24 protein-coding genes are annotated in these 24,681 nt (G+C 43.8%); 14 read left to right on the top strand and 10 right to left on the bottom strand.

The window, feature by feature from the left end; genetic code table 11:
- The first annotated feature begins 1 nt into the window (after window position 1).
- The 4 genes from rnpA (at window position 2) to mnmE (ending at window position 3,944) form a co-directional block, all read left to right on the top strand.
- The gene (gene rnpA, locus VXQ11_RS14490) at window positions 2–394 is read left to right on the top strand and encodes a ribonuclease P protein component (RefSeq protein ID WP_416682150.1); all 393 of its coding nucleotides are present in this window, start codon (window positions 2–4) and stop codon (window positions 392–394) included.
- Window positions 395–403: 9 nt separating this feature from the next.
- Entirely contained in the window at window positions 404–724 is a 321-nt protein-coding gene (yidD, locus tag VXQ11_RS14485; RefSeq protein ID WP_004281931.1) for a membrane protein insertion efficiency factor YidD, read from the top strand.
- A 5-nt stretch (window positions 725–729) separates the two neighbouring features.
- Window positions 730–2,493 carry a membrane protein insertase YidC gene (gene yidC, locus VXQ11_RS14480; protein WP_064095262.1) on the top strand — a complete coding sequence of 588 codons (1,764 nt, stop codon included), beginning with the start codon at window positions 730–732 and terminating at the stop codon, window positions 2,491–2,493.
- Window positions 2,494–2,585: 92 nt separating this feature from the next.
- Entirely contained in the window at window positions 2,586–3,944 is a 1,359-nt protein-coding gene (gene mnmE, locus VXQ11_RS14475) for a tRNA uridine-5-carboxymethylaminomethyl(34) synthesis GTPase MnmE (RefSeq protein ID WP_416682149.1), read from the top strand.
- A 16-nt stretch (window positions 3,945–3,960) separates the two neighbouring features.
- Here mnmE and VXQ11_RS14470 read toward each other — a convergent pair whose 3' ends face one another.
- Complete coding sequence (locus VXQ11_RS14470; RefSeq protein ID WP_416706336.1) at window positions 3,961–5,100, bottom strand: MFS transporter; 1,140 nt, start codon at window positions 5,098–5,100, stop codon at window positions 3,961–3,963.
- A 383-nt stretch (window positions 5,101–5,483) separates the two neighbouring features.
- On the opposite strand from VXQ11_RS14470, the gene VXQ11_RS14465 reads away from it, so the two are divergent.
- A complete protein-coding gene (locus VXQ11_RS14465; RefSeq protein WP_416706332.1) occupies window positions 5,484–6,185 on the top strand; it encodes a DsbC family protein in 702 nt (233 codons plus the stop codon).
- Between the two features lie 106 nt (window positions 6,186–6,291).
- On the opposite strand, the gene VXQ11_RS14460 is transcribed toward VXQ11_RS14465, so the two are convergent.
- From VXQ11_RS14460 to guaD, 3 genes are all read right to left on the bottom strand, one after another.
- Window positions 6,292–6,549 carry a GlsB/YeaQ/YmgE family stress response membrane protein gene (locus VXQ11_RS14460; RefSeq protein ID WP_144724926.1) on the bottom strand — a complete coding sequence of 86 codons (258 nt, stop codon included), beginning with the start codon at window positions 6,547–6,549 and terminating at the stop codon, window positions 6,292–6,294.
- Window positions 6,550–6,745: 196 nt separating this feature from the next.
- Complete coding sequence (gene hpt, locus VXQ11_RS14455; protein ID WP_064095267.1) at window positions 6,746–7,273, bottom strand: hypoxanthine phosphoribosyltransferase; 528 nt, start codon at window positions 7,271–7,273, stop codon at window positions 6,746–6,748.
- Between the two features lie 211 nt (window positions 7,274–7,484).
- The gene (gene guaD / locus VXQ11_RS14450; RefSeq protein ID WP_191731282.1) at window positions 7,485–8,804 is read right to left on the bottom strand and encodes a guanine deaminase; all 1,320 of its coding nucleotides are present in this window, start codon (window positions 8,802–8,804) and stop codon (window positions 7,485–7,487) included.
- Window positions 8,805–8,963: 159 nt separating this feature from the next.
- On the opposite strand from guaD, the gene VXQ11_RS14445 reads away from it, so the two are divergent.
- Complete coding sequence (locus VXQ11_RS14445; RefSeq protein WP_416706335.1) at window positions 8,964–9,479, top strand: nucleotidyltransferase family protein; 516 nt, start codon at window positions 8,964–8,966, stop codon at window positions 9,477–9,479.
- A gap of 39 nt (window positions 9,480–9,518) precedes the next feature.
- Here the strand turns inward: VXQ11_RS14445 and VXQ11_RS14440 are convergent, their stop codons facing one another.
- Together VXQ11_RS14440 and VXQ11_RS14435 are read right to left on the bottom strand one after the other, a co-directional pair.
- Window positions 9,519–10,484, bottom strand: a complete 966-nt coding sequence (locus VXQ11_RS14440; protein WP_416706331.1) for a TerC family protein — start codon at window positions 10,482–10,484, stop codon at window positions 9,519–9,521.
- A 331-nt stretch (window positions 10,485–10,815) separates the two neighbouring features.
- The gene (locus tag VXQ11_RS14435; RefSeq protein ID WP_416706330.1) at window positions 10,816–12,009 is read right to left on the bottom strand and encodes a sugar transporter; all 1,194 of its coding nucleotides are present in this window, start codon (window positions 12,007–12,009) and stop codon (window positions 10,816–10,818) included.
- A gap of 301 nt (window positions 12,010–12,310) precedes the next feature.
- Between VXQ11_RS14435 and VXQ11_RS14430 the strand changes: the two genes are divergently transcribed.
- Entirely contained in the window at window positions 12,311–12,601 is a 291-nt protein-coding gene (locus tag VXQ11_RS14430) for a GNAT family N-acetyltransferase (RefSeq protein ID WP_064101904.1), read from the top strand.
- Here VXQ11_RS14430 and VXQ11_RS14425 read toward each other — a convergent pair.
- Window positions 12,594–12,941 (bottom strand): hypothetical protein, encoded by a 348-nt coding sequence (locus tag VXQ11_RS14425; protein WP_064101903.1) that lies wholly within the window; start codon window positions 12,939–12,941, stop codon window positions 12,594–12,596. The genes VXQ11_RS14430 and VXQ11_RS14425 overlap by 8 nt on opposite strands.
- 197 nt (window positions 12,942–13,138) lie before the next feature.
- On the opposite strand from VXQ11_RS14425, the gene VXQ11_RS14420 reads away from it, so the two are divergent.
- Window positions 13,139–13,612, top strand: coding sequence for a BLUF domain-containing protein (locus tag VXQ11_RS14420; protein WP_144724919.1), 474 nt, complete (start codon window positions 13,139–13,141; stop codon window positions 13,610–13,612).
- Between the two features lie 69 nt (window positions 13,613–13,681).
- On the opposite strand, the gene VXQ11_RS14415 is transcribed toward VXQ11_RS14420, so the two are convergent.
- Complete coding sequence (locus VXQ11_RS14415) at window positions 13,682–14,764, bottom strand: zinc-dependent alcohol dehydrogenase family protein (RefSeq protein ID WP_064095273.1); 1,083 nt, start codon at window positions 14,762–14,764, stop codon at window positions 13,682–13,684.
- A gap of 357 nt (window positions 14,765–15,121) precedes the next feature.
- Window positions 15,122–16,486 (bottom strand): UDP-N-acetylmuramate:L-alanyl-gamma-D-glutamyl-meso-diaminopimelate ligase, encoded by a 1,365-nt coding sequence (gene mpl / locus VXQ11_RS14410; protein ID WP_064095274.1) that lies wholly within the window; start codon window positions 16,484–16,486, stop codon window positions 15,122–15,124.
- A 243-nt stretch (window positions 16,487–16,729) separates the two neighbouring features.
- Between mpl and VXQ11_RS14405 the strand changes: the two genes are divergently transcribed.
- The 4 genes from VXQ11_RS14405 (at window position 16,730) to VXQ11_RS14390 (ending at window position 20,917) form a co-directional block, all read left to right on the top strand.
- Window positions 16,730–17,071: a DMT family protein gene (locus VXQ11_RS14405; RefSeq protein WP_064095281.1), complete on the top strand. Its 342-nt coding sequence runs from the start codon at window positions 16,730–16,732 to the stop codon at window positions 17,069–17,071.
- A gap of 198 nt (window positions 17,072–17,269) precedes the next feature.
- A complete protein-coding gene (gene purE / locus VXQ11_RS14400; RefSeq protein WP_064095275.1) occupies window positions 17,270–17,782 on the top strand; it encodes a 5-(carboxyamino)imidazole ribonucleotide mutase in 513 nt (170 codons plus the stop codon).
- Window positions 17,783–17,797: 15 nt separating this feature from the next.
- Window positions 17,798–18,919: a 5-(carboxyamino)imidazole ribonucleotide synthase gene (locus tag VXQ11_RS14395; RefSeq protein ID WP_416706329.1), complete on the top strand. Its 1,122-nt coding sequence runs from the start codon at window positions 17,798–17,800 to the stop codon at window positions 18,917–18,919.
- A 705-nt stretch (window positions 18,920–19,624) separates the two neighbouring features.
- A complete protein-coding gene (locus tag VXQ11_RS14390) occupies window positions 19,625–20,917 on the top strand; it encodes a lytic murein transglycosylase (protein ID WP_416706328.1) in 1,293 nt (430 codons plus the stop codon).
- A gap of 103 nt (window positions 20,918–21,020) precedes the next feature.
- On the opposite strand, the gene VXQ11_RS14385 is transcribed toward VXQ11_RS14390, so the two are convergent.
- Window positions 21,021–22,148 carry an anhydro-N-acetylmuramic acid kinase gene (locus tag VXQ11_RS14385; protein WP_005094877.1) on the bottom strand — a complete coding sequence of 376 codons (1,128 nt, stop codon included), beginning with the start codon at window positions 22,146–22,148 and terminating at the stop codon, window positions 21,021–21,023.
- An 80-nt stretch (window positions 22,149–22,228) separates the two neighbouring features.
- Between VXQ11_RS14385 and tyrS the strand changes: the two genes are divergently transcribed.
- Window positions 22,229–23,443, top strand: coding sequence for a tyrosine--tRNA ligase (gene tyrS / locus VXQ11_RS14380; protein ID WP_044112806.1), 1,215 nt, complete (start codon window positions 22,229–22,231; stop codon window positions 23,441–23,443).
- 485 nt (window positions 23,444–23,928) lie between these two features.
- Window positions 23,929–24,198, top strand: coding sequence for a hypothetical protein (locus VXQ11_RS14375; RefSeq protein WP_416706327.1), 270 nt, complete (start codon window positions 23,929–23,931; stop codon window positions 24,196–24,198).
- Window positions 24,199–24,681: the final 483 nt, after the last annotated feature.

The raw sequence follows: 24,681 nt of genomic DNA, 5'->3' as shown, positions 1-24,681 counted from the left end.
TATGACAAAACTTTATAGTTTTGGCACAGAGTTGCGATTACGCTGTGCTGCCGATTATAAAGGTGTCTTTGATGGTGCGCTTTTTAAAGTGCATCAACCCCATTTCTTATTTCTTGCAAAACATTCCGAACTGCCAAATAGCCGTTTGGGTTTAGTTGTTGCCAAGAAGAAAGTGCGACGCGCACACGAAAGAAATAGAGTAAAACGACTTGCTCGCGAAAGTTTTCGCCTGCATCAACAGCAATTAGATGACTTAGATATTGTAATCATGCCGAAAATTGGTATTGAGACAGTACCTAATGCAGAATTGCACCAGCAATTACAATTTGCCTGGCAAAAACTTAACCGTCTTGCCAAAAAGCATTCAAAAATAGCCCCCTTCCCACAAAAGTAGAGTTGGCCAATGGTACGTTTACTGCATTGGTTGATCCGTTTCTATCAGATTGCGATTAGTCCTCTTCTTGGACCGCGCTGTCGTTATATTCCAACTTGTTCTCAATATTCCTTGGAAGCAGTCCAGATGCATGGCGCTGGGCGTGGAGTGTGGCTGGCTACTAAACGTATTTGCCGTTGTCATCCGTGGGGGGGCTCGGGATATGATCCTGTTCCCTCAAAAGCGATTCGTTTTATTTCATTTCAGCAAATAGATTCTCAAACGCTTCACGTTGCTGTACCCTTTCGTGATCGTTTATTGAACCAAAATCACTCTCACCACTTGGGGTAATACATATGCAACAATGGGCCAGGATTGCAATTCTCGGAGCCATGTTTGTTGTCGCATATTTGCTCATTTTGGCGTGGCAAAAAGATTATGGAAATGCTGAAACAAAACCGCAGCAGGAAACTGCTGTTGTTTCGCATGACGTATCTGCAGATTTGCCAAATGGTCAGACGGCTACAGTTGCCTCTGATCTGCCACAAGCAAATGTGCCAGCGCAGCAAGCCACGGATGCCACAGCACCTGTAAGTCAGCAGCTTATTTCAGTACAAACTGACCTTTATCATCTTTGGATTAATCCCAAGGGTGGTGATATTGTTCGTGTTGAATTACTCAATCATGACAAGAACAAAGACAGCGATGAACCTTTCGTCATGCTGGAAAGCGATGCGAAACGGACCTATGTCGCCCAGTCTGGCCTGATCGGTCTGAATGGACCGGACAGCAGCCGTAACGGCCGTCCAACCTATGAAATGGAAAAAACCGCTTATACTCTGGCAGATGCAAAGACAGTCAAGAGCAAAGACGGTAAAAACCTGAAAGTCTTGTCTGTACCGCTGGTGTTTAAAACCGCTGATGGTGTCGAGATCATCAAGACCTTCAATTTCACTGAAGGTGAATATCCGGTCGTGGTAAACCATAAAGTGGTTAACCGCAGTGGCCAGACCTGGCAAGGTCAGATGTTCGGTCAGATCAAACGGGATAACTCGGAAGATCCGGGTAAATCCGATCAGGGTATCTTCACGCTGGGAACATTCCTGGGCGGTGCATGGGGTACTCCGGACGAGCAGTATAACAAACTTAAATTCGACAACTTTGTTGAAGAGAAAGTCAGTACTGAAGCCAAAGGCGGCTGGGTGGCAATGGTGCAGCATTACTTTGTGAGTGCATGGGTACCAGGTCATCTGAAGTTGACTCAAGGCGATGGTGAAGCCTATAGCGCCAAGCTTGAATCACGCAAATCAACCGATAACATGAACATCATCGGTTTTACTTCACCGACTTTCAATGTGCCTGCAGGTACCGTGGCTGAAGTAGATGCGACTTTCTATTCAGGTCCAAAAATCCAGTCAGAACTGAAAGATTTGGCTCCAGGTTTAAACCAGACCGTTGATTATGGCTGGTTATGGCCAATTGCAAAATTGCTGTTCGTGGGTCTTGAATTCTTCCATGGCTTGGTAGGTAACTGGGGGTGGGCAATTATTCTGTTGACCGTTCTGGTGAAACTGATCCTGTGGCCATTGTCGTCGAAGAGCTATCGCTCGATGGCGAAAATGCGCTTGATTGCCCCGGAAATGCAGCGCATGAAAGAAGAATTCGGTGAAGATCGGATGCGCTTCTCTCAAGAAATGATGGCATTGTACAAACGTGAACAGGTCAATCCGCTTGCGGGCTGTTTACCGCTATTATTGCAAATGCCAATCTTCCTGGCCTTGTACTGGGTATTGATGGAATCGGTTGAACTGCGTCATGCCCCATGGATTCTGTGGATTCAGGATTTATCTTCAATGGATCCTTGGTTCATCCTGCCATTGCTGATGGGCTTGACCATGTATATCCAGCAGTCGTTAAATCCGCAGCCGACCGATCCAATGCAGGCGAAAGTCTTCAAGTTTATGCCGATTATCTTTACGGTATTCTTGTTATTCTTCCCGGCAGGCTTGGTTTTATACTGGATCGTCAACAACTTGATCACGATTCTGCAACAAACTTTGATTAACAAGTCTGTTGCCAAAGATCGTGCTAAACGTGATGAGGCCACTCCAGTCAACTAAGTTGTACGGATAGGCTGAATAAATCCGCTTAAGATGGTAATCTTAGGCGGATTTTTTTTGGCTGTACTTTTGAGTCTTTGCAGGTGAATTTTATGCTCAACCGAACCACAACTATTGCTGCGATTGCAACTCCACCAGGACGTGGCGGCGTTGGGGTGATTCGCCTGTCTGGTCCAAAATCCTATGAGATTGCCCAGCAACTGACCCAAAAAGCGCTGCCTAAAGCGCGTTTTGCCGGTTTCCGCCAGTTCTATGATGCAGCCGGTGAGGTCATGGATGAAGGACTGGTCATCTGTTTTCCGAATCCAAACTCATTTACCGGTGAAGATGTGGTGGAACTGCAAGGTCATGGCGGGCCGGTAATTCAGAATGCCCTGCTCGGCCGTTTGCTTGAGCTGGGCGCTACTGCGGCCAAAGCGGGTGAGTTTTCCATGCGTGCTTTTGAGAATGGCAAGCTGGATCTGGTGCAGGCCGAGGCGATTGCCGACCTGATTGATGCAAGCTCGCAAGCAGCCGCCCGTTCTGCGGTACGTTCTTTGCAAGGCGCGTTTTCGACCAAAGTCAATGCAGTGCTTGAGCAGCTGATTCACCTGCGTTTGCATGTGGAAGCCGCGATTGATTTCCCGGAAGAAGAAATTGATTTTCTGGCGGATGGCAAGATTTTAAATCTGCTGGATGGCGTATCCAGTGCAGTCACTCAAGTACAGCAATCTGCACGTCAAGGTCAGTTATTACGTGAAGGCTTGCAAGTCGTAATTGCAGGTAAACCGAATGCCGGTAAATCCTCTCTGCTGAATGCGCTGGCCGGAATTGAACGTGCGATTGTGACCGATATTGCCGGTACCACACGTGATGTCTTGCATGAAAAAATTACCTTAAATGGTCTGCCAATTACCCTCACCGATACCGCAGGTTTGCGTGAAACCGGCGATATTGTTGAAAAAGAAGGAATCCGCCGCGCGATTAAAGAAATTGAACAGGCTGATTTATTACTACTGGTCTATGATTTAAGCCAGGGGGAAGATCCGCTGCAACTTGCTCAGGAATATTTTGCCGAATATATCGAACCGAAACGTTTGATGCTGATTGGCAATAAATGCGACCTGACCGGTACTAAAGCCAAGATTGGGGATTTAAATGGCTTTCGCCATATCACCGTCTCCGCCAAACAGGAAACCGGCGTTCAGGCGCTCATAGAAGCGATTACAGCGCATGCAGGCTTCCAGCCTGAGGAAGACACCTTTATTGCCCGTACCCGTCATTTAGACGCAATGAAGCGCACTCAAATGTACTTGGCTGAAGCGCGTGAACAGCTGGTGGTGTATAACGCGGGGGAACTGGTGGCAGAGTCCTTGCGTCTGGCACAAAATGCCTTGGGCGAAATCACGGGTGATTTTAGTGCCGATGATCTGCTGGGCAAGATCTTCGGATCGTTCTGTATTGGTAAATAATTATTTAAAAAATCCCTCAGTTGAGGGATTTTTGATAAGTCCACCATAGTGCAGAACACAACAGACTGATCGCGATACAAAAGCTGATTACGGCGAAATCCAGCCCCCAGTGATCGGCCAGATAACCCACGGCAATAATGGGCACAATGGTGCCCAGATAGGCAATAAACAGATAGGTTGACATGACGGCTGCACGGTTGTTCATGCTGGTGATTTGGTGAATCATTGCAAAAGCCCCCATCAGGGCAAAACCATGGCCGATTCCAAAGCAAAGATCACTGATGAAAAAAAGCAGGCTGATTTTTGCGTACATACAGAGCGCCAGAATTATCATGCTCAAGCCCATCATCATCAGGCCGATATTCAGACATTTTGAAGCTGCGACCGTTTTGGCCATCATCTGCACGATCACCGAGACCACCAGAATACTGGTAATGGCTAGGCCACTGACCAGAGGACCATGCCAAGGTAAAATATTGCGGACAAAGGAGGGGGACAGAGAAGCAAACAGGCTAAAGGCAGCAAAAGCACTAAAAGCCGTTACTGCAATAATCATAAACACCAGATGAAACTTTGCTTCAGGTCGTTGCAGTTTGGGTGCCATACTAAAGGGCTGCAGCTCAACCTTGGGCACCTTGATCCAGAACAGACCAAACAGACAGAACATAGCGCCCAGAATAACCGGTAAATATGGCATCACCAAAGGTGCAGCGGAAAACTGTGCAATCACTCCCCCGACCAGAGGTCCCAAACCAAACCCCATTGCGGTAATGATTGAAATCAGTTGCGGTGCTGTATGTTTATGGCTTTCTGGAATGGTATACAGCAAACCCATCATGGCAGAAGTAGTCATCAGGCCTGAGGCAATCCCAATAATAAAACGGCCAATCGATAGTATGAGTGCATTCTGGGCAAAGACCGAAACAATAAGTCCCAGTGTGATCAGTGCCAGACCAATTTGCAGGGTGCGTAAAAATCCGATGCTATTGCTGGTCCTGCCCAAAAATAACAGGGTCGAGAGACAGCCCAACATATAGGCAACAAAAATGTAGGTAATCTGACTGGGCAGTAAATGCCAGAGTTGCTGATAGATGGGATAAAGAGGGCTCGCCAAAGCTGTGCCAAGCGTTCCCATCATTAAAGCCAGGCTAACCATCAAGAACGGTCGCCAGCTGGTCGTTATTGTCATGAAAATGCCATTTTAGTATTCATCCTTGGCCAATCCATGTCAGGGCATAGCGAGGAATATAGAAAGTGTCTGCAGTTTAGAATGGATAGAGAAAAATGGTCAAGGCTGAATTGCCCAGATCTTTGGTGGAAATAATTTAAATCATAATTTAATAATAAAATACAAATACTTATTTGTTTTTATTCTGGTTTTGATGTGGTTGAATTAAATGTAATTCTTCTTTTTTGTTCCACGTGAAACATCACAAGAGGATTTAACCCAGAATGCGCAGTAACATAAATGCTTGAGAAATTTAAAAGAAGAGCGTTTAGAATCGAAGTACATTTTTATCTAATTCATGTAGAACATTCATGTTAAAAAAAATACTGATCATGAGTTTAAGTGCCTTCGTTTCAAGCTTTGCATTCGCTAACATTGATACGGTGAAAACGAATTTGGCCAAAAACAGTCCTAACTTAAAAATTGAAAATATTCAGACCACAGAAATGCAAGGCATTTATAGCGGCTCCATGCAGGGCCAGGTGGTTTATCTGAATGAAGATGCCAAGCATGTAATTGCCGGCCCGATGCTGCGGATTCAGGATCAGCATAATTTGACCCGCGATTTAATGCTAAAACAAAATAGTATCGACTGGAAAAAATTACCGCTTCAGGATGCACTGAAAAGTGTAAGAGGTACGGGTAAACGTCAGATTGCGATCTTTTCTGACCCAAATTGCCCGTATTGCAAAAAACTTGAACTAGAGCTGAAAAAACTCAATGATGTAACTATTTATACTTTTATCCTGCCATTAAAATCGCAATCTGTGACTCCTTCAAAACAGGTGTACTGCGAGTCCAATCCAGCCCAGGCTTGGGAAGATTTGATTGCTAAAGGAATTCAGCCGGGTTCTAAAAAAGGCTGTACCAATCCGATTGAGCGTAATAACAAACTGGCGCAATCTTTAGGTGTGAATGGAACACCAGCGATTATATTTTCAAATGGTTTTAAGGTGATGGGTGCCTATCCGGCAGAACAGATTGAACAGATCTTTAAAGAATTCGAGCTATAATATCCAATCAGGTGATCCGTTATGCAATATAAAAAAAGCACCTGATCAGGTGCTTTTTTTTATATGCCGGCAATCAAGCCTGGCCTAACCGGAATAGCAAATTGCTTTAGACGGTATGGCGTTTGTTGATCATATTATAAATAAACAGAATAATCACTGCACCAATCACCGAAGCGATCAGACCGGCAGCTGAGTCCGCAGAATACAAACCCAGCATACGGCCAGCAAAAGTTGCCAACAAGGAGCCTGCTATACCTAGCAAGGTCGTCATAATAAAACCTGCCTTATCGTTACCGGGATGAATGGCACGAGCAATCAGACCTGCTATAAAACCGATGACAATAGCCATAATAATTGTCCACATATGCATACTCCTTCTTGTCATGTCTTTGTTTTACATCGTTCACTCATATTATTGAAATAAAGTCGGGTGGATAAAAAGTTGAATCCTGAAACGGGCTGTTGTGTTTTTGTTCCCTGTGTTACTGAAATTATTCAAGAAATAAAAAAAAGTGGCACAAGGCCACTTTCTAAACAGTGCTTATCGATTTAACCCAATCTTAAAGACCGATTTCACCAATAAAAGGAATATGACGGTATTTCTGATCATAATCCAGGCCATAACCGACAATAAACTTGTCTTCAACTTCAAAGCCCAAAAATTTCACCTCAAGTTCAATCTCGCGACGTGAAGGTTTGCTTACCAACGTACATAACTGAATAGAATTAGGTTTACGGGTCTGCAGGATTTCCAGTACTTTGCTCAAGGTATTGCCCGAGTCGATAATATCTTCAACGACCAGTACATCTTTACCATGAATTTCACCGTCCAGATCTTTCAGGATTTTAACATCACGGCTTGATACCGTACCGCCAGCGTAGCTGGATACAGTCATGAAGTCGAGTTCATGCGGCTTGTTAATGGCACGACATAAGTCAGCCATAAAAATCACTGAACCGCGTAATAAACCGATGAGCACAAGTTCTTTGTCACTATTGGCATAGTGTGCATCGATTTGAGCACCAAGCTCTTTGACTTTAGCTTGAATTTCTTCAGCGGAAATCATTACGCTCATTTGAACGGTCATGGGTAGATACCTAAAAAGTAAAAATAGCAAAATAAAAAAGGTGTTGACCTGCAACACCTGAATTGCGGTAATTTTAATACATCCTTAGCTGAGATGCACCTGTTTTACCTGCGGTAAATGTAATCATTTTTTTGGCTGCCGGGAGTCTCGTTTCAGTGCAAAAGCACAGAGAGCAACGATTGCAGTCAAAATGATCCGGCGCTGACGCGGTTTATTGGGCTTTGACATAGACAGCTTGTCCAGCAACATAAGTAGCTGCAATATTACGGTCATCCCCCAGCATGGTCAGTGCAAAAAAGGTATCTTCAATATTCCTCGCTTTGCTCTGCCGCAGTGTTTGTAAGGCAGTCGCATTCAGATCCAGAACCACAAAGTCTGCCTCTTTGCCAATGTTGAAGTTACCCAGCCGGTCATCCAGACTTAAAGCTCTAGCACCACCTAAAGTGGCATGATACAGCGATTCAAAAGCTGATAGTTTTTCTCCCTGCAGCTGTTGAACTTTATACGCTTCATTCAGGGTTTGCAGCTGGTTAAAGGATGTTCCTGCTCCAATATCTGTACCTAAACCGACTTTAACTCCTTTACTCCAGGCTTTCTTCAGGGGAAATAAACCACTGCCAAGGAACAGGTTGGAGGTTGGACAGAAAGCAATCGCAGAGTCGGTCTGCTGCATACAGTCCCACTCCCCCTCTTCCAGATGTACGCAATGCGCGAAGACAGATTTGCTGCCGGTTAAGCCATAATGATGGTAAACATCCAGATAACCTTCATGTTCTGGAAAGAGTTCTTTTACCCAGGCGATCTCGTTTTTATTTTCACTGAGATGGGTATGTACATACACGTCTGGATATTCACTTTTGAGCTGGCCGGCTTTTTGCAGTTGTTCAGGTGTTGAGGTCGGAGCAAAGCGCGGTGTGATGGCATACAGGTTTCGTCCTTTACCGTGCCATTTCTCGATCAGGGCTTTAGACTCAGAATAAGCCCTGTCTGCAGTGTCCATCAGGGCATCTGGTGCATGACGATCCATCAGAACTTTACCTGCAATCAGGCGCATATTGCGCGTGGTCGCCGCATTGAACAAAGCATCTACAGACTCAGGATGCACAGTACAAAACACCAATGCCGTCGTAGTGCCATTTTTAAGCAATTCCTGCACGAAAAATTCGGCAATTTTTTCGCTATAGGATGAATCCTGGAACTGGATTTCAGTGGGAAAAGTATAGGTATTTAACCATTCCAGCAGCTGTTCACCATAAGCCCCGACCATTTCAGTTTGCGGGAAATGGATGTGGGTATCAATCATGCCGGGAATAATGAGCTGTTCAGGATAGTGGGTCACCGTTAGCCCTGCAGCAAGTTGATGCTGTCCTTCCTGCCAGGAGCCAAACCACTGGATTTTTCCATTTTTTATGATGAGTAAACCATCTTCTACATATCGCACTTGGTCGTGTATGTCACGTGCTTGGGCAACTGTATTCTGAATGTCGAGGAAGCGACCACGGATCGCTGTCGTTGCAATTACAGAAGACATTTTAAACCTACGCTTTTTGATTTTTTCGATTGATTGTAGCTGAAAAAATTGCCATGTTTGTATGAACATTCATATTTAAATAGTGATCCCGATTCTTCTATGACCCCATCCAATGATCATAATCAATTGCAATAGATCGTGCGTGCGCAGCCGATCTTAATGCGCATCTTGCATCAGTTAGCACAATTGCACTCTAAAGCTTATGTCGCAGCGGGTGTATTACGTCATGTGATCTGGGCACATTTACATGGCTGGGAATATGAAATGAATCATACTGAGGTCGATGTGATTTTCTATGATGAAAATGAGCAGGCTCGTCCTTTAGCGTGGCAACTGGCAGATCAGCTAAAGAACTATTTTCTAGATATTATTTGGGATGTGACTAATCAAGCTTTTGTACATGAGTGGTACCGGAGCGATCAAAATAAAAGGATTGAACCTTTGACTTCAGTTGAACAGCCCCTATCTCTTTGGCCAGAAACAGCCACAGCTTTGGCACTGCGCCTGCAAGATGATAATGCGTTAGAGTTGATCACCCCTTTCGGTTTGATCGATTTATTTGAGTTAAAGTTGCGTTGGAATCCAAATTTAGTCAGCTATGCCGTGTTCGATCAACGCATATTGAGCAAACATTTTTTGCAAAAATGGCCCAAATTATCCCTGATAGAACACTAAAAAAAAGCCTGCTGATGCAGGCTTTTTTAATGCTTAATTTTACAGTGTGGTTTCGTTATGCTTCTTGCTATGTCGAATCGACAAGATTGCAGTGATAGTCAAGACAAGCACAATAAAGCTTAAGGAAATCCAGATCGGCATATGGAACACATCCAGCATCAGCATCTTAAAGCCGATAAAGACCAGAATGATCCCGAGACCATAAGGCAGATAATGCATTTTTGAGGCTGCACCTGAGAGCAGGAAGAACATGGCGCGCAGGCCTAAAATCGCCATCAGGTTTGCAGTGAGAACAATAAAGGGATCGGTAGTGACAGCAAAAATAGCTGGAATAGAATCGACGGCAAAGATCACATCAGAGGCTTCGACCAGAATCAGGACCAGGAACAACGGCGTTGCCCAGAGCAATCCGTTTTGACGTACAAAAAATTTGTCACCCTGAAGTTTCGGGGTAATGCGCATGTGTTTACGTAGCCATTTCAGGATGGCCATATCTTCAATATTACTGTCTTCTTCATGCTGACCGCGCAGAAACTTGAAGCCGGTATACACCAGGAACGCACCGAAGATATACAGAATCCAGGAGAACTCCTGTACAAACCAGGCACCAATAAAAATGAAGATGGTTCTGAGTATAATCGCACCCAGTACACCATATAACAGCAATTTACGTTGTAGTGCCGGTGGAATGGCAAAGGCGGCGAAGATCATCAGCCAGACAAAAACATTATCAATTGCCAGGGATTTTTCCAGCAGATAACCGGCAAAGTATTCCATGACCTTGGTATTGGCAATTGCCGCACCTACAGTCTGTTCCAGATACAGCCATAAACCGCCACCAAATAAGGTGGCGACACTGACCCACGCGATACTCCAGTAGGCCGCAGTGCGGACTTTTACTTCCTGGCCATGCTGATGCTTAAAGCCGATAAAATCGATCACCAGCATGACGGCGACAATTGCGAAAAAGACAAGATACAGCCAGAGCGTACCAATTGTTTCCATGTGAATTCTCCACATCGGACGACTGGCCATAAAAAACCTTGACCAGCTGCCAGATGAAAAACATCTATAACAACATGATCAAGGTCTTGCCTACATCTTGGTGTTTCACTTTTTTATATCAAGTGTGACCTAAAGATGCTCAGATACCGACTTTTTGCAAAGTGTAATGACGATATTCTGACACGTTCAAAAACTGAAATTTCATTCTTAAACGTTTGGAGGAGGCTACTCCCCTTGTTCAAACTCAATTCTGTTTGAGCGATTGCTCAATATGCAAGGAGCATGACAGATCTGACTGGAAATCACAATTTATTTTACAAAAAAGCAGCGTTTAATCAGCAGCTTTGGACAGAAAATCTGGACGTTTGACCAGATAGACACTGAGTAGAAATCCAAGCATTGCCAGCCCGGCCCCTACCCAGCCTATGCTGTCTAAACCGATCTTTCTGGTGATGATACCACCAAGTAAGGCACCTGCACCTATACCGACATTATATAGTCCTGAATAAATGGCCATGGCGACATCGGTAGCATCTGCCGCAAGATTCAGGGTTTTGGATTGTAAGGCCAAACTAAAGCCAATAATACTCAAGCCCCACAGCAAGGTTAATCCAGACAGTCCTGTGACCGTAGCAGAGAGTGGCAAGAGCAGTAACATTGAAATGGCCATACCCAAGCTAAAAGCAGGAATTGTCATTTTCGGGAATTGTGCAGTAAAGCGGCCAAACAGATATGAACCCAGAAAACCCGCTCCGCCATAGACCAGCAGTAAGGTCGTAGTCTGTTCAGAAGTAAATCCGGCGATATTCAGGGAAAACGGCTCAATATAACTATAGGCGGTAAATTGCGCTGTAATCATCAGAATGGTCAAAGCAAAGACCAGCATCAGGCTTGGACGTCGAATCAGGACTTTTAGGCTGCTCAAGGAGCCTGAATTTACACTGGGCAGAAGTGGCAAGGCTTTGGCTAGAATCAGACAAATGATAAGCGCTGCACAGGCAATCAGGGCAAAACTGTTACGCCAGCCATATGCTTCACCAATCATCCGGCCAAACGGAATGCCCAGTACCATAGCCATGGCTGTTCCTGTGGCCAGCAAGCCCAGTGCCTGAAATTCTTTGCCTTTAGGTGCCACCCGAACCGCGAGTGAGGCAGTAATCGACCAGAATAAGGCATGTGCGATGGCAATCCCGACCCGGCTAACTAGTAGTACACTAAAACTCCAGGCAAAATAAGACAGGACATGACTCAAAATAAATACTGCAAAGACCAGCATCAGCAAAAAACGCCGTTCTACGGTTTTGGTGAGTAGCATGATCGGAAGTGAGAGTAATGCCACGACCCAGGCATAAATAGTGAGCATGATGCCGACCTGGGTCGCAGACATGGCAAAGCTATGGCCGATTCCGCTCAGTAAGGCCACAGGAATAAATTCAGTCGTATTAAAAATAAAAGCTGCACAGGCTAAGGCAATTACCCCAATCCATTGCTGGGTGACAGAAGAAGCAGAAGCTGAATCAGACATAAGGGATTGCCTGTAAAAAGATGCAGTATTCTAATCCTGTCTCTTAATCAGGAAGTAGATAAAAATTAAAATTCTAGAAAGAAAAAAATGTAGAAAAAACTGTGATGATTTAAGCGAGATTATCCCTGCAATTAAGACAGCAATAAAACCTGATAGAGGGCAGGAAAATTTAAAATAAATAAGGGAGTGAAATAAAAAATTTCATCACCTATTAAAAACTTAACAATAATTCATATTGTTAATTCAGCAAGATGTTTTAAATTGAAAGAACCAGCAATTTTACACAGGATCAGCTTTCAGTATGGATATTCAACATCAGGATTCAAAACGCGGCGGTGTATTTTTTATGGAAGAAAATGGTCGACGTCTGGCCGAAATTACCTATCAGTGGCATGATGCGTCAACCATTGTGGCCGATCATACCTGGGTAGACAATTCCTTGCGCGGTCAGGGGATTGCACGCAAAATGCTGGACGTGCTGGTGGATTTTGCCCGCCAGAAACAGTTAAAAATTATTCCGCAATGTTCCTATGTGGATGTCATGTTTAAACGTGATTCTAGTCTGGCCGATGTCGCAGCAACGGCTATTTGACTATCCAGGGAGAATTTTCAAAAGATCGGCCTAGTTTTTCTTTTAAAACAGGCAGAACTACACCCTGTAACAGGGTATATATACCAAAGCCTGCCATCATACCGGTCATGGCCCAGAAAATTTCTTCAAATTGTTGCAGCATCAACAAAATTGCCATAATCAGCAGATAACTGGCATGGAAATAAATGTGATGACCGACAAATTGTAAAATGGTCCAGCTGATAAAAATCGAACTGATGAGCAGATTGGTTTGAGTACTGAAGGCCAAATTATTTAAAGTGATCATCAGGGCAAAACACCCACATAGTAAGCCGAGGGTTAAGATCAGATCTTTTAACATCAGGCTGTGTCCTTATGTTTATGGTAGGTGTATGAAAATATTCGTTTAATAATTTAGAGGCTATTGTTAAAAGTTCAAATCTAAAATGCAAACAGAAATGCTTGTAAGCAAAAACGGATATTTGCTTAAAAAATAGTCGACTTAAGGTAAAATAATTGATTAAACTGCAGTTTTAATTCCTCCTCTGAGTAAGACGCATGATGCTACAACTTTGCTATGCCAGTGAACGGATAGAATCTGAACAAGAGTTGTTACAAGAGTTGAGCGATATTTTGGCGACTGCCCGGAATTTTAATCAACAGCATCAGATTCATGGCGTTTTATATTATTCCCATGGCAAGTTTTTCCAATGTCTGGAAGGTCAGGCTGAAATAGTGGAAAGCTTATTTCAGCGCATTTCTCGAGATGCCCGCCATCACAATGTCCTGCGTTTTGAAGATGCGATCGTAGAGCAATCCCATTTCTCGGAATGGTCAATGAAATATGTGCATAAACATAGTGAAATTTCTTCTTTATTTTCACGTTTAGGTTTCAAGCAGTTTGAACCGCATGCTTTACAGCAGTCAGGAATTTCTGAATTTTTAAAAGTGCTGTATCGCCTGGAGGAAAATCAGGCCAGTCTGGCATCACCAAAAGGTTATAAGCAACGCGGGTATGTCCCCTATTTCTGATCTATTGATCTGTAGATAAAAGTAGAAAATAAAAAAGTCCGCATAGCGGACTTTTTTATCTGACAGGCATCAGTTCATGTCAATCATGACTTTTAATGCCTTTTCATCAGCTGCATGTTTAAATACATCATAGGCTTTTTCAAAATCGGCAAATTTAAAATGATGGGTTGCCAGTTTTTCCAGTGGCAGTTTGCCGGAACAGCAGGTTTTGAGCAGCATACCGGTTGTATTGGCATTGACTAGACCTGTAGTAATCGTCAGGTTTTTAATCCAGAGTTTGTTCAGTTCAAAGCTGACAGGTTTGCCGTGCACGCCGACGTTGGCAACATGTCCACCCTCTTTGACGATATGTTGACAAATATTCCAGGTAGGTTCTATCCCTACTGCTTCAATGGCACAGTCCACACCGCGCCCATCAGTAATCTCTAAAATTTTCTGGATGGCATCTTCCTTGGCGGAGTTGACGGTATGAGTCGCCCCTATAGTTTTGGAAAATTCCAGCCGGTTATCATCTGTATCTACCATAATAATATTGGCAGGTGAGTAGAATTGTGCAGTCAACAGGCAACTCATGCCAATTGGCCCTGCGCCGACCACAGCGACATTGTCACCTGGTTTGACATCGCCATATTGCACCCCAATTTCATGGGAAGTAGGCAAAATATCTGAGAGAAACACGGCCACGTCTTGATCCAGGCCTTCAGGTAAATGATAAAGTGAAGTGTCGGCAAAGGGAGTACGCACATATTCGGCATGAGTGCCGTCAATCATATAACCCATGATCCAGCCGCCGTCATTGCGACAATGGGCATACAGCTGTTTCTGGCAGTTTTCACAGGTTCCACAGCGGCTGACACAGGAGATAATGACCCGGTCACCCTTTTTGAAGTTCTTGACTGCCGCACCGACTTCTTCCACTATGCCAATGCCTTCATGGCCCAGAATCCGGCCATTAAAACTACCTTCTTTTCGTACGGCTTCTTGCTCAATTTCCGGGTTTTTACCTTTCCATATCCCGAGATCGGTACCACAAATCGTGACTTTTTCTAGTTTGATGATGGCATCGCCAGGATGCAAAAGGGTGGGAACAGGGCGGTCTTCAAAGCGGATATCATTTTCGCCGTAATAGACCATTGCTTTCATACTTGTCATGACACATCTCCTAAGGGAGTGAGGAGTGAGAATGACCTGGCTTAGCCAGAATGGTGAATGCCTTGATCGCTTTTATTAGAGTGGCAGCAATGGGCTGATTCATGATCTAGCTTTCAGGTCTATAAATACCTGTATTCTTCCCGATTATGCCTTGCGTGTTATGGGGCTACAATGAGTCTTATGTATAGATTGCAACAAAAAATCATCAGGGGGAATTTAGGGAGGAATCCGCTGTTTGGATCAATATCTAAGTCATGGTATTTCAGGTCAGTACAGGTATACACTTTTGCTCAATGAATATTTTAAACTGTCAAAAAAAGCCCGCTTAGCGGGCTTTTTTACTAGATCGAGATTAATTTATGCTTGTAAAACAGTCATTAGCTTCTGATGCAAACCGCCAAAACCACCATTTGACATAATCACTACGGCATCCCCCTCGCCTGCTTCAGCGACCACAGTCTGAATGATGTCATCCAGTGTGCGTGCAACTTTGGCTTTGTTGGGCGCAGCATCAATGACCGGTTGCAGATCCCAGTCCAGCCCTTCAGGTTGATACCAAATCACTTCATCCGCCAGACGAGCAGAATGGGCCAGACCATCTTTATGGCTGCCCATACGCATGGTATTGGAGCGCGGTTCGATAATCGCCCAGAGTTTGCGTTCACCCAGACGTTTACGTGCGCCTTCCAGGGTCGTGTCAATCGCTGTCGGATGATGGGCAAAATCATCATACACCTCGATACCACGGACTGTGCCTAGCAGCTCCATACGGCGTTTTACTCCGCCAAAATTCGATAGCGCTTCACAGGCTGTTGCAATGGATACCCCGACATGTTCAGCGGCTGCGATTGTCGCAAGTGCATTGGCAACTGAATGTTGCCCGGTCATATTCCACAGCACTTCACCTTTGACCACACCATGTTGCAGCACTTTGAAATGGGAACCATCTTCCGATAACTGCTCAGCATACAGCTCAGCTTTTTCATTGGCATCCAGACTGGTACGCACCACCGGTGTCCAGCAGCCTTGTTCCAAGACTTCATCAATATTACTTTCAGTAATTGGTGCGATAATCCGGCCTTCGCTGGGAATGGTACGGACTAAATGATGGAACTGTTTTTGAATTGCTGCCAGATCATCGAAGATATCGGCATGGTCAAATTCCAGGTTATTTAAAATTGCAGTTTTAGGATGGTAATGTACGAACTTGGAACGCTTGTCGAAGAAAGCAGAGTCATATTCATCCGCTTCGACACAGAAGTATTTGCCACCGCCCAGACGTGCGCTTTCCGAAAAGCCAAGGGGTACACCACCAATCAGGAAACCCGGCTCCAGACCTGCCTGATCCAGGACCCAGGCCAGCATGGTGGTCGTCGTCGTTTTGCCATGTGTTCCGGCAACACCTAAAACATGTTTGCCCTGCAGCACATGATCGGCCAGGAACTGCGGACCCGAAATATAAGGCAGACCTTCATTCAGCATGTATTCCACAGCATCAATGCCGCGCTTCATGGCATTACCGACAATCACCAGATCCGGATGAGGCTGCAAATGACTACGATCATAGCCCTGCATTAAAGTAATGCCTGCATTTTCAAGTTGGGTCGACATCGGCGGATATACATTCAGGTCAGAACCTGTTACCTGATGGCCCAGATCTCGTGCAAGTAGCGCTAACGAGCCCATAAAGGTGCCACAAATACCCAAAATATGCAGATGCATCTACTTCACTCCGTTCCTGTCTGACCCTGTCACCTTAGATTGGTGCTACTGGCATGATTTATTCAATTTGCAAGCAACGATAGCAAGGCTTTACACGAAAAGATAGTCAAAACTCAGAGCGGATTGCGGGATTTTTTTAATCCAGTTTCAAGGATAAACTCGAAGAAAAGTTACAAGCAGTGCAATATCTTTTCACCAAATAAACGGTAAAATAAGTTAAACCTTTTTGCAGAGTGCATGCAGATGCTCCAGGCTCTATTTCTTCTGGTGATTGCCAACTGTTTCATGACACTGGCCTGGTACGGGCATTTAAAGTTTTTGCCACATGATGCACCGCTCTGGCAGGCAATTTTATTCAGCTGGATCATTGCCCTGTTTGAATATAGCCTGATGATTCCGGCGACCAAATTACTGGCACAGCAAGGACTGGCTGTCGGTCAAATGAAAATTACCCAGGAAGTGGTGACCTTACTGGTGTTTGTACCTTTCATGATTTTCATGTTTAAACAGCCGCTTAGACTGGATTATCTCTGGGCCGCTTTGTGTCTGTGCGGATGTATCTATTTTGTATTCCGCAGTTCCTGAATGGCAGTAACTACGACTACTCCCCTATTTTTATTCCAGTTTTTAAGAATTCAATAAAAAAATAAGAAAAATCGAGTCTTGCTTTGACCGTTAAATTTTATGAAGCTGAATTTTCAGTCTATAATGAGTACTCCTATTCAAGCTTGGCTCTCTCGTCGAGATTTATCTTTTCTTACTTTAATCTCTGGAAAATTTGCAATGAATGCGGCTGCTGCACAAGATACTCCTCTCGTAGGTATTATCATGGGTTCTCAATCAGATTGGGCAACTCTCGAACACACTGCCAATATGCTTAAACAGCTTGGTGTCCCATTTGAAGCCGAAGTCGTTTCTGCACATCGTACCCCAGACCGCCTGTTTGAATATGCCGAGCAAGCGCGTGATCGTGGTATTCAGGTGATTATTGCCGGTGCAGGCGGTGCAGCGCATTTACCGGGGATGTGTGCAGCGAAAACTGATTTGCCAGTACTGGGCGTACCGGTGAAATCTTCGATTTTAAACGGTGTTGATTCATTGCTGTCTATTGTGCAAATGCCAGCCGGTATTGCAGTCGGTACCTTGGCGATTGGTCCTGCCGGTGCCACGAATGCTGCCATTATGGCGGCGCAAATTCTGGGTTTGACCCGTCCAGAGATCGCAAAAAATGTTGCAGATTTCCGTACGGCGCAAACAGATAAAGTGGCAAGCAACAATATTCCAGGCCAGGTTTAAGTCGAGATACAGATTATGGATAAAACCATCGGTATTTTTGGTGGCGGTCAGCTGGGTCGTATGATGGCGCAAGCGGCACTTCCATTAAATATTCAATGTACATTTTTTGAAGCCAGCACAGACTGCCCTTCTGCTGCATTAGGTCCAGTGATTTCGAGCAAAGCTGAAAATGGTCTGCAAGACTTTATTAACAGTGCAGATGTATTTAGCCTAGAGTTTGAAAACACGCCCCTTGCAGATGTTGACGTACTGACGCAAAGCAAGCAACTGCATCCGCCACGTCAGGCTTTGGCGATTGCACAGCATCGTCTGTCTGAAAAAGCCTTGTTTGATGAACTGGCTATTCCGGTTGCACCGTATAAAGCGGTCACTTCACTGGAAAGTTTAAAAACAGCTGTAGTTGAACTGGGCTTGCCGATCGTACTGAAAACCTCGCGTGGCGGTTATGATGGCAAAGGCCAATTCGTTTTACGTTCGGCAGACCAGATGGATCAGGCCTGGGCAGAATTGGGTCCTGCGGGTGAACTGATTGCTGAAAGTTTTGTAACTTTCTCACGTGAAGTCTCAATCATTGCAGTACGTGGCCAGAATGGCGATGTCAAAACCTGGCCTTTGGCAGAAAACCATCATCATAACGGGATCCTGTCGCATTCGATTGTGCCTGCACCACACAGTGCAGATTTGCAGCCTGTGGCGCAGGACTACATCACTCGCCTGCTGAATCATCTGAACTATGTTGGTGTGCTGACCCTTGAGCTGTTTGTGACAGACAAAGGCTTATATGCCAACGAGATGGCGCCACGCGTGCATAACTCGGGGCACTGGTCGATTGAAGGCGCCGTATGTTCACAGTTTGAGAATCATGTACGTGCAGTGGCAGGTTTACCTTTAGGTTCAACTGAAGTGATCCGTCCAACTGTCTTGGTGAACATCATTGGGCAGTATCCAAAGTCTGAAGATGTACTGGCATTAGAAGGGGCGCATTTGCATCTTTACAACAAGTCAGAGCGCGAAGGCCGCAAGATTGGTCATATTACCCTGATGCCAAATGACAGTACGCAATTGTCTATACTTTGCCGTCAACTGGCGAAAATTTTACCGAATCCATTGGCATTGAGCGAAGATATGACCATCTAAGTTGTAACCTGCTGATAAAAAAAGCGATCACTACTGTGATCGCTTTTTTATTTGCCTGCTTTCAGGCATGATTGCGCCTCTTCAAAAATACCTGCCATTGGTCGGATCATTTTGTGGATGAATTGATTATAAACCGGTCAATTGATTATAAATATCATCATCTCATTCAAGCCGATTTTGCGCGGGAGTGTGTGCTATTCAATTATGGATAAGCCTGAATCAATATTTGAATTTAAAACTAGGATATGGGTTTGAATTTAAATTCATAAAAATAAATTCAAATTTAAAACAACTTTGAATTCAAATCTGTACTTTTAAATTTAAAAGTATGAATTCAAATTTAAAATCCAATAAATAAATTCAAAGTTTCTGAATTTAAAACTGGCTCGTCATTTTAATGAATTTAAAACCAGCATCGTGTCAGCCAGAAGCTCTGACGGTTTAAAGCACTCTATTATCAACTTAAGTTATCCACAATTAATTTTTAAATTCATAAAATTGGACTCAAGTTATAACTTTAAATTCAAAACCGCGCACATTTTGAATTTAAAAAACAACCTGTGGATAAATATTTAAATTTAAAACTACAAAATGAATTCAAAAGTGTAGAAATTATGAATTTAAATTTACGTATTGGCGCTTTAATTTTCATCATGAGCTGCTAAGGTAAAAACATAATTCGAAATCTAAATATTCAGGGGTCTTATGCAACGGCTTGCACTTTTTGTTGGTTCTGTGGTTTTGGCTGTCACTCAGGCACAGGCAGAACTTATTATTAATGGCCAGCGTGTCACACCGACTAATTTGCCTGCTAGTTCAAGTAGTCCAAATTATGCATCCCAAAATAATTTTCAGAACTGTCTTGCCAATTTACGCAGTCAGGCAGTTGCCCAAGGAGTAAGTGGGTCAACTTATGATCGCTATACCCAAAATTTAACACCCGATTATTCTGTGATCGAGCGCCTGAACTATCAGCCTGAGTTTTCAACACCGATCTGGGATTATTTGTCAGGTTTGGTTGATGAAGAGCGTGTCCAACTGGGCCGGCAAAAACTGCAGCAGCATCGTGAAGTGTTAAACCGTATTAGTGCCGTTTATGGGGTGCCTGCAGAAACCATCGTGGCGGTATGGGGAGTAGAAAGTAATTTCGGTGATATTTCGGGTCGTTACCCTTTATTGCAGGCTTTGGGTACCTTGAGCTGTGAAGGTCGTCGTCAAAGTTATTTCCGTGGTGAGTTCTTTACCACCATGAAACTGCTGCAGCGTGGTGATGTGCGTGAAGAGCAGCTGCGTGGCTCATGGGCAGGCGCATTTGGTCATACCCAGTTTATGCCATCGACTTATGATGAACTTGCAGTTGATTTTGATGGTGATGGCCGACGTGATCTGGTTTCAAGCATTCCTGATGCGCTGGCGTCGACGGCAAATTTTTTAAGCAAGCGAGGCTGGCAGAGCGGCCAGCCTTGGGGTTTTGAAGTCAAGATTCCGCAAGGCATGTCGGTTTCTGGTGAAGGCCGTCGTAATAAAAAATCCTTGAGTAACTGGCTTAATCAGGGGGTGGTGCGTGCCGACGGTTCGCCTTTAATTCAAGGAAATTTATCACAATCCTCTCAAGCTGGATTACTTGCGCCTGCGGGGCCGAATGGCCCGGTGTTCCTGGTCTTTAAAAACTTTGATGCCATTTATAGCTATAACGCGGCAGAAAGTTATGCCTTGGCGATTGCACATCTGTCAGATCGTTTGCAGGGTAAAGGTAGCTTTACGGCCACATGGCCCACCGATGATCCGGGAACTTCTCGTGCAGAACGTCGTGAGATCCAGCAATTTTTATTGAATCGAGGTTATGACATTGGTGCGGTGGATGGCCTGATTGGAGATAAAACCCGTCAGGCGATTCGTCAGGAACAGCAGCGTTTGGGCTTAAGTCCTACAGGTCGTGCCGGTCAGCAAATTTTGCGGGCCTTTAGAAATGAAAATGCCAAACGCATGATGCAATAAAGAATATTGAAAACTGAAAAAGGTCTGCATTTTTGCAAACCTTTTTTGATGACTGTTTTTGAGTAGCTATATAGTCATGCAAGATAATAGTAATTCGCTGAATTTAAACAGCAGTAATGGTGCCGAGAACGCGATAGCCAGCGGCACCAGTGACTGCAGGCAGGTTGCCATTTAGCTGATTCATAAAACGCATGGCCAGCCAGGCAAAGGCAGTAGCTTCTACCCAGGTCGGACTGAGGCCTAGATCGGCGGTAGTCTGTACGCTCCATTCATGTTTGCGCAGGCGCCAGCGCAACTGCTCCAGTAAATGTGAGTTGTAGGCACCACCACCGCAAACAAAAACCTGTCCGGTATCCATGCCGGAGCGGTAAATGGCTTTTTTAATGGCACGAGTGGTGAGCTTTAATAAAGTCGCCTGTACATTTTCTGGAGTGTCTTCCAGTTCATCGTATTGCAGGTCATTGCGCCAGTCAGCAATCTGTTCATCCAGCCATTCCAAGTTGAAATCTTCACGACCGGTACTTTTCGGAGGTTCTTTGGAGAAGAATTCGTGTGACTGCAAGCGATCAAGCAAACTGCGAATCGGGGTGCCATAGGCTGCCCAGTTGCCATTTTCATCAAAAGGCTGACCGGTATAACGGGAACACCAGGCATCCATCAAGATATTGGCCGGTCCGGTATCAAAACCATACACCTCTTCAGGCTTGCCGGCAGGCAGCAGGCTGACATTGGCAATACCGCCCAGATTTAAAATGACCCGGTGAATGCTGTCATGCTGGAAAATATCCTGATGAAATGCCGGAACTAAAGGCGCTCCCTGACCACCTGCCGCCAGATCACGACGACGGAAATCTGAAATTACCGGAATCTGGGTAATTTCAGTAATGATATTCGGGTCACCAATTTGCAGGGTAAAACCATGTTCAGGACGATGCCGGATAGTCTGGCCATGCGAGCCAATCGCCTTAATTCTGGATTTATCCAGGTTATTTTTTTCAATCAGCGCATTAATACCATGACCAATCATTTGTGCCAGTGCAACATCGGCCTTACCCATGCGGTCAATTTCATTGTCATCTGGCAAGGTTAGTGCCATCAGCTCATCCCGAAGGTCGGGATCAAATGCCAAAGTGAGTGTGGCATGAAGCTGGAGTGGATCAAAAGAAGCAGCAACAATATCGACACCATCCATGCTCGTGCCGGTCATTACCCCAATATAGATCGCTGTCATGGTTATTCTTAAGCCTGCAATATGCTGAAAAAGTGTTAGTATATCGCACAAATTGAGTAACTGATGTATTGGATTTTGTGATGTCAAATTTCCTGCCGGCTGAAGAACAACTTGCCCTCATTCAACGAGGCACCCACGAAATTATTTCTGAAGAAGACCTTCTCAAGAAATTAAAACAGAATCGCCCATTAAAAATTAAAGCGGGTTTTGACCCGACTGCGCCTGACTTACACCTGGGTCATACGGTTCTCATTAATAAGTTAAAAGTATTCCAAGACTTGGGTCATGAGGTGTACTTCCTGATCGGTGACTATACTGCGATGATCGGTGATCCAACCGGTAAAAGCGCGACACGTCCACCATTATCACGTGAACAAGTTTTAGAAAATGCTAAAACTTATCAAGAACAGGTATTTAAGATTCTTGATCCAAACAAAACCAAAGTGGTGTTCAACTCGGAATGGTTTGCTCAAAAAACTGCTGCTGATCTGATTCAACTGGCATCTCAGCAAACGGTTGCACGTATGCTTGAGCGTGATGACTTTACCAAGCGCTATAACAATCATCAGCCAATCGCGATTCATGAATTCTTGTATCCATTGGTTCAGGGTTATGACTCGATCGCACTGGAAGCAGACGTAGAGCTGGGTGGTACAGACCAGACTTTTAACCTGTTGATGGGTCGTACGCTTCAAGGTCGTTATGATCAGGAACCACAAGTCTGTATTACTGTGCCAATTCTTGAAGGTCTGGATGGCGTCAACAAGATGTCCAAGTCTTTAGGTAACTATATTGGTGTATTTGATGCACCAGGTGCGATGTACCAAAAAGTGCTTTCAATGCCGGATTCTCTGATCGAGCGTTATTTTGACCTGTTAAGTTTCAAGTCAATTGAAGAAATTCAGCAACTATTAAAAGAAGTGGCAGAAGGTCGTAATCCGCAAGAAGTCAAAAAGATTCTCGCGTTAGAGCTGGTCGAGCGTTTCCATGGTGCTGAAGCGGCTGCCAATGCACATAAAGGTGCAGGTAATATCATTACTGAAGGTGAATTGCCTGAAGGTACGCCTGAAGTGACCATTTCACGTGCTGAATTCGGTGGCGAAATCTTTATTACTTCAATTTTACGTGAAGCAGGTTTAACTAAAAATGCAGCACAAGCCAAAGATGCTTTAGGTCGTGGTGCGGTAAAAGTAGACTGGAAACCAGTTGATGCCTCTTTTTCTGTGAAAGAGAACGTGACTTTGATTATTCAAGCGAGTAAAAAATCCATCGCTAAAGTGACTTTTGTTGACTAAATTTAGAGCTAAGTTGTTGAAATAAAAGCAGGCTTCGGCCTGCTTTTTTATTGATGTCCTATATTCATAAATCGAATAAGTAACTTCAAAAAAAACCCTATGAAAACAATAGGTAATTTTTTCCAAATTGCTTGCTTTTCGGGAATATTATGTATAGGATTTATTCATCTAGAGAATTTGTTTAGACATCTAGAGGGTAGTAATAATAAGGTAAATCCACAATTTATAAGGTCTCCTTCCAAAGAGACTCTTTTTAAGCTTTAAAGTGAATAACTATAATAATGACATCGTGGATCGGGTAAAGATTCAATTCTAAGGGAGAGATTTTGGGAGAGATCTCTTCCTTTTTTATTGCTGTGGTCTAAGCGCGATTTTCGGTATTCAACAAATGAAATAAAGTCAAAATTAGCTTCATCCTTTTTTAAACCTCATTTCATTTATAAAAAAGAAAGGTAAATAAGGTGTATCACTACCAGACTGAACAGATGTTTGATGAAGATGTTGATTTCATTTTACGTTTTTTATTTGAATATGACGTTTCTGAACAAAAGCGAAAGTCTTTTCACTATGCTTATGCTTTATTCCAGCAATTAGATCTTGCCTCACATTATCTACTTTTTTCCTTAGTGAAAGAGCGATTACCGCATCGGGCTAAATTATTATTCGCTGCTGAAGACTATAACGGTAAAAAAGAGGTTATTCAGGAAGTGATGCAGTATTGGATAAAAGATCGTAGTTCATCAAAGACGAATTAATCTACTTTAATCCCTTTTTATCGTTAAATATCTTTAATGAAATTTTAGAACTGATCTGGAACCAGTAGGGATCAGGCCTGTATTTGTGCTTTTAAAAATCTACTAGTAAAAAAGATCATAGAAAAATTAGTAAATTTGGCATTCCACCTCTATTTGTCTAATAAGTCAGTTAGAAAACAGAAAAAGATATAAATAGATATAAGGAAATTTTAGAAAGTTCTGGATATAGAGTGTGGAAAACTTAACGTCTGATTGAAATTTAAGCATTTTTTTGAAATTTAGACATTTTTGATAGCTAGGAGGTCTTAATGAGATTGGCGGTATTAAAGAAAATTGCACTGAGTACAGCTTTTAATGCACAAAAATGCTCAAAATTTAGATAAAAAAACGATTTTTTAATGAATTTCGTAGAAAAAAGATACATGCGTGAAAAATATAGTGAATTGGGGGTTGCAATGATTCTGAAATCCTCTAGAATGCACC

This window comes from Acinetobacter sp. 197 (assembly GCF_048148385.1).
Lineage (GTDB): Bacteria > Pseudomonadota > Gammaproteobacteria > Pseudomonadales > Moraxellaceae > Acinetobacter > Acinetobacter pecorum.
Note: the sequence above shows the minus strand (reverse complement) of the source record. Positions and strands in the feature narration are given on the sequence as shown.